9 protein-coding genes are annotated in these 12,870 nt (G+C 59.4%); 8 read left to right on the plus strand and 1 reads right to left on the minus strand.

Annotated features, from left to right (window positions below; translation table 11 throughout):
* Positions 1 to 106 precede the first annotated feature (106 nt).
* Both DWW03_RS09115 and DWW03_RS09120 read left to right on the plus strand, forming a co-directional pair.
* Positions 107 to 766: a hypothetical protein gene (locus DWW03_RS09115; RefSeq protein ID WP_118406648.1), complete on the plus strand. Its 660-nt coding sequence runs from the start codon at positions 107 to 109 to the stop codon at positions 764 to 766.
* A gap of 29 nt (positions 767 to 795) precedes the next feature.
* The gene (locus tag DWW03_RS09120; protein WP_138266318.1) at positions 796 to 1,266 is read left to right on the plus strand and encodes a hypothetical protein; all 471 of its coding nucleotides are present in this window, start codon (positions 796 to 798) and stop codon (positions 1,264 to 1,266) included.
* Positions 1,267 to 1,551: 285 nt separating this feature from the next.
* Here the strand turns inward: DWW03_RS09120 and DWW03_RS09125 are convergent, their stop codons facing one another.
* Positions 1,552 to 2,571 carry a LacI family DNA-binding transcriptional regulator gene (locus tag DWW03_RS09125; protein ID WP_118406650.1) on the minus strand — a complete coding sequence of 340 codons (1,020 nt, stop codon included), beginning with the start codon at positions 2,569 to 2,571 and terminating at the stop codon, positions 1,552 to 1,554.
* 353 nt (positions 2,572 to 2,924) lie between these two features.
* Between DWW03_RS09125 and rbsK the strand changes: the two genes are divergently transcribed.
* From rbsK to DWW03_RS09155, 6 genes are read left to right on the plus strand one after another with little or no spacing between them, the layout of a single operon-like run.
* Positions 2,925 to 3,833 (plus strand): ribokinase, encoded by a 909-nt coding sequence (rbsK, locus tag DWW03_RS09130; RefSeq protein ID WP_022062615.1) that lies wholly within the window; start codon positions 2,925 to 2,927, stop codon positions 3,831 to 3,833.
* A gap of 30 nt (positions 3,834 to 3,863) precedes the next feature.
* Complete coding sequence (locus DWW03_RS09135) at positions 3,864 to 4,874, plus strand: GRP family sugar transporter (protein ID WP_022062614.1); 1,011 nt, start codon at positions 3,864 to 3,866, stop codon at positions 4,872 to 4,874.
* A gap of 15 nt (positions 4,875 to 4,889) precedes the next feature.
* The gene (locus DWW03_RS09140; protein ID WP_022062613.1) at positions 4,890 to 5,918 is read left to right on the plus strand and encodes a nucleoside hydrolase; all 1,029 of its coding nucleotides are present in this window, start codon (positions 4,890 to 4,892) and stop codon (positions 5,916 to 5,918) included.
* A 26-nt stretch (positions 5,919 to 5,944) separates the two neighbouring features.
* A complete protein-coding gene (locus DWW03_RS09145; RefSeq protein WP_118406651.1) occupies positions 5,945 to 9,223 on the plus strand; it encodes a SusC/RagA family TonB-linked outer membrane protein in 3,279 nt (1,092 codons plus the stop codon).
* An 11-nt stretch (positions 9,224 to 9,234) separates the two neighbouring features.
* Positions 9,235 to 11,037, plus strand: a complete 1,803-nt coding sequence (locus DWW03_RS09150; protein WP_015546463.1) for a RagB/SusD family nutrient uptake outer membrane protein — start codon at positions 9,235 to 9,237, stop codon at positions 11,035 to 11,037.
* A gap of 34 nt (positions 11,038 to 11,071) precedes the next feature.
* A complete protein-coding gene (locus DWW03_RS09155; protein ID WP_022062611.1) occupies positions 11,072 to 12,856 on the plus strand; it encodes a BACON domain-containing protein in 1,785 nt (594 codons plus the stop codon).
* Positions 12,857 to 12,870: the final 14 nt, after the last annotated feature.

The raw sequence follows: 12,870 nt of genomic DNA on the forward strand, positions 1-12,870 counted from the left end.
CACAACCTTTCATTTGTCATTTTACTAACTTTTTAATTCAACCAACGGGTATAAATTATTTATCTTCAGTCTCGTTTCGCTGTATGCGAATTTTTCCTTCGGCGCCGTGTGCGACACGGTCATCGTTGGAAACGGAATCCGCTACGAGGGTCAATACCCTTGCGGCGAAGGGGTGCTCTATTCCGATTCGCTGGGCATTTATATCGGCCATTTCGAGCGGGGCATCCCCAACGGAGTATGCACGCATTACAAAAAGAACGGGCACCGCTACTACGGCGAATTCAAGGATGGCGAGTATTCCGGGCGGGGTATACAGTTCTGGAAATCGGGAGCGGTATGCGTCGGTGATTTCAAAAACGGACACTGTTTTGGAACGGATACGATCTGGTACAAAAAGTCTATCTATGTCGGAGTCTGCGTAAAAGGCAAACCGAACGGAGACGGCATATTATATATCCACAAGGCTTCAGGACGTAAATATTATTTTATGGAAGGACTGTTTGTTGACGGAAAGTTTGCAAGCGGACTTTATTCGAATTCCTATGGGGTATTTTCGACGGCCGGCGGGAATTTCACAGCCGACTATCGCAAAGGGAATTCCGATATAGAGATTTATTCCCAATTGGAATTGCGATATAGGTATGAATTCTTAAAGACATTGAAACCTAAAAAATTCCCGGGAGCGAATTTGACTGAAGAGCAGCGTCTTTTCCTTGACGGGAAATTAAGCTCCGAACAAATTCTATCAATCCGTAAATCTCAATAAAAAAGACATAGAGTTAGATAATGACAGTTATGAAAATTTACCGCCGTTCCATCAAAAAGTCTACTTCAATGTACACTTTAAAACCGATCGTTGTTATATTGGCCCTGTTTTTATTGATGACGATTGGAAATCTGAAAGGCTTTCTTGTTTTTCTTGTTATTGAACTTTGTGTCCTGTCTTTTATTGTAGCGTGTACTGCAACTCAATTATTTTATGTTGTTTTAACGGAGAATTCATTGATTGTCCAAAATCCGGCATATCGCTTCTGGTATGCTGAATTTCAATTCAATACTATTGAAAAAATTGAAATCGGCTATAAGGGCGGATTATCGCGGCCTTATATTCAGGTGATGACGCCGGCGAAGAAATCATGGCGTTATGTGACCGATTTGGTCGATGAACGAGATTATCCGGATTTAATTCAAACATTACGCGAGAAGGGCTTCACGGTGGAAACTCCCGGATTGCATCATATCCTCAATAAACATGAAAACTTATAAGCGTTCGATTTGGAGTTCGGTAACGATCTGGGCTTGTTTTATACCTATTCTAACTTTTGCATGCATAATTCCATTAACAATCCTTTATGTTCCGGAAAAAAGCTCCTTACTGCTCATTCCGTTTATCCCGTTGATCATACTGTTAGCGGCATCGGCCAGCGCTTTATTTTATATTGAATTGACCGAAAATGAATTGATCCTGAAAAATGCGGTATGCCGGTTCTGGCATAAGGCATACCCTTATCAAACAATAACCCGGATAAATACGGTGCGCTTTTCGCTTTCTCACAGCAGCAGGTTGCGCACCGAGCGGCGGATGATCAGCGACGGCGGCAGGTGCAGGTGCGAAGGCGCCGCGCCGGGCTCGCGGACGGCGCGGATGAGCAGCTTCACGGCCAGCGTGCCGATCTCGTCCGTCGGCTGGCCGATGCAGGTGATCGCCGGATCGAGGTAGTTGAAAAGCATGTTGTCGTCGAACGAAACGACCGAAATGTCGTCGGGAATCCGCAGGCCCGACTCGTGCACCGCCTTCACCACCCCGAGCAGAATCAGGTTGCTCAAGGCGAAGATCGCCGTAGGCCGCTCGGCCTGGGCCAGCGCCAGTTTGGTCTCCAGATAACCGTTTTGTACGGAAAAATCCTCGCCCGTCACCACGATCCGATCGCCCAGCCCGTGTGCACGCAGCGTATCGCCGAATCCGCGCACGCGGTCCCGCACAGGCATCGAATGGGGCGTGCCCTGGATGCAGGCGATGCGGCGGTGTCCGTTTTCGAGCAGGTACTCGGTCGCCATCACCGCACCGCGGTAATTGTCCGTCGTGACATAGGAGAGCATCCCGGCGTCGGGCAGATAGCGGTCGATCAGCACCAGCGGCATGCCGCCCTCCTGCACACTGGCGAACAGCTCCGAATTGCTGCCGCACGGCGCGGCGACGATGCCGTCCACCCGCCGCGCCAGCAGCGCCGACAGTCCGTCCTGCTCGTTGCGCTCGTCCTCCTGCGTGTCGACCACCACCACCTTATAATTATAATTGCGCGACTCGCGGATCACCACGCCCGCAACGCCGGCGAAAAACGAATTCTCGATGTTCGGAATCAGCAGCCCGATCGTATCGGTACGATTTGTGCGTAAACCCTTTGCCAGCAGGCTGGGCGTATAGTTGCAGCGTTTGACCTCCTCTGTCACGCGCGCCACGGTACGCTGACTGATGCGGTATTTGGCCGCATTGCCGCTCAAAACGCGCGAAACAGTGGAAATCGAACATCCGGAACGTTCGGCGATGCTAACGAGAGTTTCTTTTTTCATTGCTTTATTTTCAGTTCACCCATGACAAATATATGAAAAATATCGAAAAAGAAAAGAAAAACGGTAAAATAATTTTGGAGGTTTCCAAAAAGTAATTATATTTGCGCAAACGATAAGCGCAAACAGGGCTAAAAAGATAGCATCCGAAAACCGAACATCTGCCACAGCCCCCATAAGAACCGTATTCTGCAAAGACACCCTATGAAAACAACGGGCGCAAAACGGCAAGAAACGGCATCGGGGACAATCGGCGGACGACCTGAAAACCGAAAAACCGCATCTCCGCGGGGTTGAGCCGCATCCGGACCCCGCAGGGCGAAAAAACGACAGAAATTAACCAACGATAACCGAACATGAACAAGATTCTGGTAATAGGCAGTACCAACATCGACATGATTGCCTGCGTCAAACATCTGCCCCGCCCGGGCGAGACCGTCGGCGAGGCGCGCTTCATGCAGTCCAACGGCGGCAAAGGGGCCAACCAGGCCGTCGCGGCCGCGCGCCTGGGCGGCGACGTGGCCTTCGTCTCGTGTCTGGGCGACGACGCCGGCGCCGCAGCCCTCCGGCAGCAGTTCGCCGCCGACGGCATCAACACCGAGGCCCTCTTCACGGCCAAGGACACCCCGACCGGTACGGCGCTGATCTTCGTCTCGCAGGACGGCGAGAACTGCATCGCCGTGGCTCCCGGTGCCAACCACAGCCTCACGTGCGAGGCGATCGACGCCGTGGCGGACCGCATCGCCGGAGCCGAATACCTGCTCGTACAGCTCGAAATCCCGATGGAAACGGTGGCCTGCGCCATCGAAAAGGCATATGCGGCAGGAACCCGCGTAGTGCTCAACCCGGCCCCGGCCATGCCGCTCGTCGACGAACTGCTGCGCAAGGTCTACCTGATCACCCCCAACCGCACGGAAAGCGAAACGCTGACGGGAATCCCCGTGCACACCGTGCAGGACGCCTCGAAAGCGGCCGGGGCGCTGCTGGCGAAAGGCGTCGGCAACGTCATCGTCACGCTGGGCAGCGAAGGCGCGCTGATCCGGACCCCCGCGGAGGAGCTGCTGATCCCGGCGCGCACGGTCACGCCCGTAGACACGACCGCCGCCGGCGACGTCTTCAACGGCGCCCTGCTGGTGGCGCTCTCCGAAGGCCGCAGTCTGGCCGACGCCGTGCGGTTCGCCGCACACAGCGCCTCGGTCTCGGTAACCCGCATGGGCGCACAGGCCTCGATACCGTGGCGCGGGGAGCTGGAGACCCTCGCCTGAACCGAACGAAAACCTTAAAACTCAAATACTATGTTCGTTGTTAACAGCTACTCTTTGGCAGTCATCTTCTGCTTCATCACGATGCTCTGCTGGGGCTCGTGGGGAAACACCCAGAAACTCGCCGGCAAGACCTGGCGTTACGAGCTTTTCTACTGGGACTACGTGATCGGCATGGTGCTCTTCGCCATTCTCCTGGGCTTCACGATGGGAAGCATCGGGACCGAGGGCCGTCCCTTCCTCGAAGACCTCGCGCAGGCCGAATGGGGAGGCATCGGCAGCGTCGTGCTGGGCGGCGTGATCTTCAACGCCTCGAACATCCTGCTCTCGGCCTCGGTATCGCTGGCCGGGCTTTCGGTGGCCTTCCCGCTGGGCGTGGGACTCGCGCTGGTGCTGGGCGTCATCGTCAACTACGTCGGAGCGCCGAAAGGCGACCCCGCCATCCTCTTCCTGGGCGTTGCGCTCATCGTTGTCGCAATTATCTGCAACGGCATCGCCTCGGGGCGCATGCGCAAGAGCGGCGACTCGGCGGCCCAGAACCGCAAAGGCATCATACTGGCCGTCGTGGCGGGCGTGCTGATGTCGTTCTTCTACCGGTTCGTCGCGGCGGCGATGGACCTCGACAACTTCGCGGCCCCGACGCCCGGCATGCTGACGCCCTATTCGGCGATCTTCGTCTTCTCGGTCGGCGTGCTGCTGAGCAACTTCGCCTTCAACACCTACGCCATGCGCCGTCCCTTCGTCGGAGCGCCCGTCAGCTACCGCGAGTACTTCCGCGGCTCGCTGCCCACGCACCTCGTGGGCATGCTGGGCGGCGCCGTCTGGTGTCTCGGAACGGCCTTCAGCTACATCGCCGCCGGCAAGGCCGGGGCCGCCATCTCCTACGCGCTCGGACAGGGCGCGCCGATGATCGCCGCCGTGTGGGGCGTCTTCATCTGGAAGGAGTTCAAGGGCGCCGACCGCAAAACCAACACGCTGCTGGCCGTGATGTTCCTCTTCTTCATCGCCGGACTGGCTTCGATCATCGCCTCCGGCGGCAACTAAAAACCCGAATCCGAAATGAAAACCTCACTGCTCCCCGCAGCGGCCGCCCTGCTGCTTGCGGGTACGGCCTGCGACTCCCGACCCGCAGCCGCAACACCGGAACCGATCCGGCTGATCGTCGAGACCGACATGGGAAACGACATCGACGACGCACTGGCCTTCGACCTGATCTACAAGGCGATGGACGACGGACGCGTAGACCTGCTCGCCATCGGCAACCACAAACTCAGCCCGACGGCCACCGACTACATCGACATCCTCAACACGTGGTACGGCTACCCCGACATTCCGCTGGCGCAGTCGCCGACCCCGGTGCTCAACGACCACGCTCCCGACTACACGGCGGCGGTGTGCGCGATGACCCGCGAAGACGGCTCCCCGGCCTTCGCCCGGAGCAAGACCCCGGAACAGATCGAAGACCCCGTCACGCTCTACCGCCGCACGCTGGCCGCGCAGCCCGACCGCTCGGTAACCGTACTTTCTTTAGGATTCGCGACCGAACTGACAAAACTCCTCGACAGCCCGGCCGACGACATCTCGCCCCTCACGGGCCGCGAACTGGTGGCCCGCAAGGTGAAGGCGCTCTCGATCATGGCGGGCAGCTACGGCGAGAAGCAGCGCGCGGAGTTCAACGTCGTCAACGACATCCCCGCCATGCGGAAACTCTTCGCCGAATGGGACACGCCGATCGTGCAGAACCCCTTCGAGCTGGGAAAGCAGGTCATGTATCCCGGTGCGGCCATCGAGAACGATTTCGGCTGGGCGAAACTCCATCCCGTCGTCGAGGGCTACAAGAATTACCACAAGATGCCCTATGACCGCGCGTCGTGGGACCTGCTGTCGGTGGTTTACCTGCTCCATCCCGAATACTTCACCGAAAGCGAGCCGGGAACCGTCGCCGTCGACGACAAAGGATTCACGAATTTCACCCCCGGTCCCGACGGACGGCACAGATGGCTGACCGCCACGCCCGAACAGCTGACCCGGCTGCGCGACTGCATCGTCCGGACGACGACCCGCGCCCCGAAACACACCGAACTCTGACCCAAACACTTCAAAGAACCTCGTATATGAATCTTTTTAACTACCGATCCGCAATCCGCCGGAAAATCTCGGGGGGGGGAATTTTCATCCTCCTGATGCTGGCGACGGGACAGGTCCTCGCCCAAAGCAAGGCCGTGTCCGGAACCGTGAAATCCCAACAGGGTGAGCCGCTCACAGGCGTCACCATCCTCATCGAAGGCACCACGCAGGGCACTTCGACCGATGCGCAGGGAGCCTTTACGCTTCAGGCCAAACCCGACGACATGCTGGCCGTCTCCTATCTGGGCTACAAGAGCCAGCGCGTCAAGGTCGGAACCCGCACCAAACTGGAGGTCGTCCTGACCGAGGACCAGAACCTGATGGACGAGGTCGTCGTCGTGGGATACGGAACCCAACGGCGGCGCAACATCGTCGGGGCCGTGGAGAACATTTCGGGCGAGGTGCTCGAAAACCGCCCCAACGCCTATCTGCTTCGGTCGATCCAGGGCCAGATTCCGGGCGTGAACATCACGATGGCCGACGGCAAGCCGAGCCGTTCGGCGTCGATCAACATCCGTGCGAACACGCAGTCGATCGGCGCAGGCGGATCGGCGCTCTGCCTGATCGACGGCGTGGAGGGCGACCTGACGGCGATGAACCCCGAGGACGTGGAGAGCATCTCGGTGCTCAAGGACGCCTCCTCGACGGCCGTATACGGCGCCCGGGGTGCGTTCGGCGTGGTGCTGGTGACGACGAAAAGCGCCCGCAAGGATAAGATTTCGGTCGATTACAGCGGCAGCGTTTCGATCATCAGCGAGACCGTACGCCCGAAATACGAGACCGACAGCCAGACCTGGTACGACAACTACATGACCGCCTACGTGGGCTACTCGCACCATCTGCCGACGGGCATCAACAACTTCTTTCCCTGGACGCAGAGCTGGGAGGACGAGTACAAAAAACGCATGAACGACCCCGACCGGAGCTATCTGGAATGGGAACTCGACGCCAGCGGCAAATACCAGTATTACGGACGCAACACCGACTGGTACGACCTCTTCTACAAGAAATCGACCACGGCCCACCAGCACAACATCCGGATTTCGGGCGGCGGCAAAACCTCCAGTTTCATCGCTTCGGCCCGCTATTACGAGCAGGACGGCATCTACCGCGTCGGCGACGAGAAATTCCGCCAGCTGAACGCCCGGGCCAAAGGTACGGTCAACATCACCAAATGGCTGACCGTGGAGAACAACACCGACTTCGTGCGCCGCAGCTACCACCAGCCGACGACCTATGCGCAGAACCTGCTGGTGCGCCGCAACCTCGAACACCAGGGATTCCCGATCACCCGCGTCACCAACCCCGACGGGACGTGGACCGCGGCGGCCGTCTACACGGGTTACGCCAACATGGCCGAGGGCAACTCCTACCGCGACAACCTCAAGTTCGACATGAAGAACACGACCGTCGTGACCATCGACCTGATCAAGGACGTGCTGGTGGCCAAAGCCGACTACTCCTACCTGTTCAACCACTCGCGCCAGAACGACGTGATCTCGCAGGTCACCTACTCCAACGGTCCGGGTATCCAGATCTCCTATCCGGCGAGCAGCTCGATGCGCACCACCGAGACGCAGATCGAGTACCACAGCGGCAACGCCAACCTCTCGTTCACCCCGCGGCTGCCCGAAGACCACTCGCTGAACGTCATGGCCGGATGGAACATCGAACACAAGCGGGCGCGCAACACCCGCATGGGCCGCGACGGATTCATCGTCGACGGCAAACCCAACTACTCGCTGATGAACGGCATCGACTACGTCCTGGAGGACGCCAACAGCTACGACTGGGGGTTCGTCGGCATCTTCTACCGCGCCAGCTACGCCTACAAGGGCAAATACCTCGCGGAATTGAGCGGCCGCTACGACGGCAGCTCGAAATTCCCGAGCAACGAACGCTGGGGCTTCTTCCCGTCGGCCTCCGTGGGCTGGCGGATGTCGGAGGAGAACTTTATGAAGGACATCTCCTGGATCAACAACATCAAATGGCGTTTCTCGATCGGCAAGGCCGGCAACGGCAACGTCTCGCCCTACAAGTACATGGAGCTGTTGGACTTCAACAAGGCCGGCGTGATCGTCGACGGCAGCCAGCGCACCTACACCTCGGCGCCCTCGTCCGTGCTGCCGGCAAACCTCACGTGGGAGACCTCCTCGACGATCAACCTCGGACTGGACGTCAACCTGCTGAACAACCGCCTGAGCTTCGTGGGCGACATCTACCAGAAGGAGACGACCGACATGTTCGTCACCGGAGCCGAGCTGCCGGCCGTGACGGGCTATTCGGCGCCCTACGGCAACAACGCCGACATGCGCACCCGCGGTTTCGAGGTTTCGCTGGGCTGGACCGACAGTTTCCGTGTGGCGAACAAACCCTTCAACTACAGCGTGCGCCTCTCGCTCTGGGACAGCAAGTCGATCATCACCAAATACACCAGCAAGTCGAACACCCTGCCCACGCTCTACGCCAACGCCTACTACGAAGGCATGGAGCTGGGTGAGATCTGGGGTTACCACGTCGTAGGGCTTTTCGCCACCGACGAGGAGGCGCAGGAGTGGGGTCTCAAGGCACAGGAGAAGACCTTCTGGAGCGGCGACAACAAGTCGTGGAACGCCGGCGACCTGAAATTCGCCGACCTGGACGAGAGCGGCGTCGTGGACAACGGCAGCAACCGCCTCGACGACCACGGCGACCTGCGCAAGATCGGCAACTCCTCGCCGCGCTATCACTACGGCATCAACTTCAGCGCAAACTGGAACGGCATCGACTTCGCGGTCTTCTTCCAGGGCGTCGGCAAACGCGACTGGTATCCCGCCGGCGAGTCGGGGCTCTTCTGGGGACAATACGACCGCCCCTACGGATACAGCCTGCCGTGGCAGAACGCCGACCGCTGGTCGGAGGACAACCCCAACGCATACTGGCCCCGACTGCGCGGCTCGCTGGCCGTCAGCGGACGCGGCACGCTGCGCGCCGCCAACGACCGCTACCTGCAGAAAGCGCGCTACTGCCGCCTGAAAAACATCTCGCTGGGCTACACCCTGCCCCAGCAGATCACCCGCAAGGCCCACATCGAGAAACTGCGCATCTACGTCTCGGGCGAAAACCTGTTCTTCTGGTCGCCGCTGAAGAAGTACGCCAAAAACTACGACCCCGAAATGATCACGGCGGGCGACGCCGACTTCGCATCGAAGACCGGCACCGACGGCCAGGGCTACGGATACCCGATGACCCGAAGCGTAACCATCGGACTGAACATCAACTTCTAACACGCAATCCCATGAAACCCATACTGAACAAGATAGCGATAATCGCCGGATTGTCCCTCCTGGCCTCGTGCCAGAGCTTCTTCGACGAAGACCCCGTCTATTCGACGACCACCGACACCTTTTTCAATTCGGAAACGGCGCTGGAAACCTATGCGATCGGCTTTCTCGAAAGCCACCTGCCCTCGGCCGCGACGCTCACGCGCGGCGACCAGTACAGCGACATCTGCGTCACGACCCAGACCGAAGGATTCCTCAAGACGGGCGGTTACAGCGCCCAGCAGGCCAACAACTGGGCGCGGGGCAACTGGCGTCCGCTCTACAACGTCAACTATTACCTCAAGCACATGAAGGACGCGGCCCCCTATGTGGACGACGCAACAATGAAGCATTACGAGGGCGTCGGCCGCTTCTGGCGCGCGTGGTTCTACTGGGACAAGGTCAAGACCTTCGGCGACGTGCCCTGGTACGACGAGCCGATCGACCCCGACGACGACGAACAGCTCTACAAGGGCCGCGACCCGCGCGACTACGTCATGCAGAAGGTCCTCGAAGACCTCGACTTCGCCGCCACCTGGTGCTCCAAGGCCAGCAAATACGTCAACACCAACGTCATCAACCGCTATGTGGCGCTGGCCCTGAAATCGCGCATCTGCCTCTACGAGGGAACCTGGCGGAAGTACCACGGGCTGGACGGCAGCGAGGAATGGCTCCGCGCGTGCGTCGCCGCCTCGGAGGAGCTGATGGGCGACAGCCCCTATTCGCTGGTCTCGACGGCCGGCGAGGAGACGACCAATTACAGCAAGGTCTTCAAGAGCGAGGAGCCGCAGTACACCGAAGTGATCCTGGCCAACGAGTTCAACGCCACGCTCAACCGGTTTCACGACGCCTCGTGGTACTACGCCTCGGGCAGCTACGGACAACGCAACTCGGGTCCCAAAGCGTTCGTCAACATGTACCTGAACCTCGACGGGACGCGCTTCACGGACAAGGACGGATACAACAAGACGCAGTTCAAGGACGAGTTCGCCGGCCGCGACTACCGCCTGCGCCAGACCTTCATCACGCCCTACTACGTCAAGAAGGTCGGCGGCAAGGAGACCAACGAATTCGCAAAGGTCTTCCCCGGCCTGACCACGCAGCTGACCTACTACCGCATCATCAAGTGGAACACCGACGACGATGCGAACGAGAGCAACACCTCCAGCGCCAACTCGCTCCCGGTGTTCCGCTACGCCGAAATTCTGCTGAACGAGGCCGAAGCCAAGGCCGAACTGGGCGAGATGGACCAGACGGTGTGGAACAAGACGATCCGCCCGCTGCGCGAGCGTTCGGGCGTAAGCGGCGCGATGCCCGCCACGGCCGACCCCTATCTGGCCAGCTACTACGACGGGGTGACCGACAAGTGGATACTCGAATGCCGCCGCGAGCGGAGCATCGAACTGTACATGGAGAACACCCGGCGCGACGACCTGATGCGCTGGCGCATGGGCCACAAACTGACGGTCGAATTCGCTGGCATCCACATTCCCGAACTGGGCAAGCCGTTCGACATGAACGGCGACGGAAAGAACGACCTCTGCTTCTACTCGAAGAGCCATCCCAAATCGGGCAGCAACCAGACCGGGGTTTCGTACGTGGAGGTGACCGCCGAAGAGGGCGACAACGTCACGACATACAGTGTCAACAAGGACAACTGCCTGGTTTACATTCTCGACCGGGAATGGGCAGACTACAAGTACCTCTACCCCGTTCCGAAGAATGCGCTCGACATCAACCCCAACCTGCGGCCGCAGAATCCCGGCTGGGACGACTAACCCGCTTACCCGAAACGATCAAAAATCCGATTTTATGAAAATACACGCTATAATTTCGTTTTTGTGCCTGGCGTCGGTCGCCCTCGGCACATCCTGCAAGGACGACGAAACCCACTTCCTGCAGCGGAGCCACGACGCGCTCTCGTTCCCGTACCTCAATTCGACGAAGGAGCTGCTCGTCCTGACCAACGGGTCCTGGAAAATCACGCCCGACGACACGTGGATCAGCTGTTCGCCCGGGGAGGGGAACGGCGCGCCGAAAGAACAGGCGGTGAACATCACCGTCGCGCAGAACGACGGCGCGGAGCGTACCGGCAGCGTCACGCTCTCCGACGGACTGAAAGAACTGGTCATCCGGGTTACGCAGGAGGACGGATTCTTCACCGTCGGCTCGCCCGAGATCGCCCCCAGTTTCGACCTCTACGAGGAGCTCGTGGACAAGCGGGTGACGATCCCCTACCAGAAATCGAAGCCCGGCTATAAGGCCGACGTCACGGCAACGCTCGAAGGCGCGGGAGCCGAAGGCATCGCCATCGAATCGCTCTCGGGATACGAAATGGAGGCGGGCGACGGAGCGATTCCCCTCGCCTTGAGCGGAACGCCGACCAAGAAAGGCCCGATCACGGTCAAACTGCACGTGGAGATCTCGTCCGTCGCGACCCCCTACGACCTCACCGCCGAGAGCCGCGCCAAACTGGCCGGCGAAGTAACCGTCACGATGTTCAAACTGCTGCCCCGCCTGGCAGTCCTCGACTGGGGCGACTACGAGAAGGGTACCGGCACGAACTTCAACAACGGCACGCCCCGCTCGTTCAGCTTCGGCCTCGCGCTGGAAGAGGAGGGCGACAACCTGCGCAACTACACCTCGAAGACGGCCGATTGGCTCACCGCCAGCAGCATGTTCTTCGCGCACAACCGTTTCGCCTTCGGCAACCTGCAACCCGGCACGACCTACTGGTTCTGGATCGTCGCCCACGAGCTGGGTCCCAATAAGGAGGATTCGGACAAAACGTGGCTGTCGTTCACCACTCCCGAGGAGAATCTGGCGCCGAACGTCATCCTCTACAAGGATTTCGACGATTTCTGGTTCAGAGGCTGTCCGATCTACCAGGCATTCGGCGTCGAAGTCACCAACGCCCAGATCGGTGCAAACATCGACCCCGACGACCCGAACTGCCCGGCGGCCACCGGAAAAATCGTAAACCCCGTCAACTCCACCGACTCGTTCTTCAACTACGTCGGGAGCGCGACCGACAACCGCGGTCCGGTGAAAGCGGCCAAACTGTGGGAAGCATGGTGGGAAGGCGACACCTACGGCACGAACTACGCCGACGCCGACTATCCCGGCTGGCAGGGCTTCTGGGTACGCACCCAGACCGGAGCCGCACTGCTCTCGACCGCATCCGTTTCGGGCTACATCAAGACGCCCAAGCTGACCGGAATCGGCGAAGGAACGGCCGACATCACCGTAACGTGCCACACGGCGCCCTACTTCGAGCCGTACCACTCGTGGGGACAGGACCACGAACAGCACTACATCCAGGTCGAAGGTCCCGGAACCATCACCGACGGAGGCCCGACCAAGGCCGAACCGACAGGGGCCGCCACGGCCAACACGGACAAGCAGGTGACCGTACAGTGCACGACGCACGTGGACAGCGACAAAATTCCCACGACCGACTACGTAAATCCCACGGAGCATGTGGTCAAGATCGCCGGAGCCACCAAGGAGACCCGCATCGTAATCGCGGCGCATCCTTACGGAACCAAGCACTACCGCCTGTGGATCGACGACATCCAGGTAACGAAAGACCGATAATCACAAATTAGAAA

This window comes from Alistipes sp. AF14-19, assembly GCF_003461645.1.
Classification (GTDB): Bacteria; Bacteroidota; Bacteroidia; order Bacteroidales; family Rikenellaceae; genus Alistipes; species Alistipes shahii.

Bases quoted from the DNA above. Each gene is read 5' to 3' on its own strand.
- DWW03_RS09125 (WP_118406650.1), bottom strand. From the start codon at position 2,571: ATGAAAAAAGAAACTCTCGTTAGCATCGCCGAACGTTCCGGATGTTCG.
- DWW03_RS09140 (WP_022062613.1), top strand. From the start codon at position 4,890: ATGAAAACCTCACTGCTCCCCGCAGCGGCCGCCCTGCTGCTTGCGGGT.
- DWW03_RS09150 (WP_015546463.1), top strand. From the start codon at position 9,235: ATGAAACCCATACTGAACAAGATAGCGATAATCGCCGGATTGTCCCTC.
- DWW03_RS09120 (WP_138266318.1), top strand. From the start codon at position 796: ATGAAAATTTACCGCCGTTCCATCAAAAAGTCTACTTCAATGTACACT.
- DWW03_RS09155 (WP_022062611.1), top strand. From the start codon at position 11,072: ATGAAAATACACGCTATAATTTCGTTTTTGTGCCTGGCGTCGGTCGCC.
- DWW03_RS09135 (WP_022062614.1), top strand. From the start codon at position 3,864: ATGTTCGTTGTTAACAGCTACTCTTTGGCAGTCATCTTCTGCTTCATC.
- rbsK (WP_022062615.1), top strand. From the start codon at position 2,925: ATGAACAAGATTCTGGTAATAGGCAGTACCAACATCGACATGATTGCC.
- DWW03_RS09145 (WP_118406651.1), top strand. From the start codon at position 5,945: ATGAATCTTTTTAACTACCGATCCGCAATCCGCCGGAAAATCTCGGGG.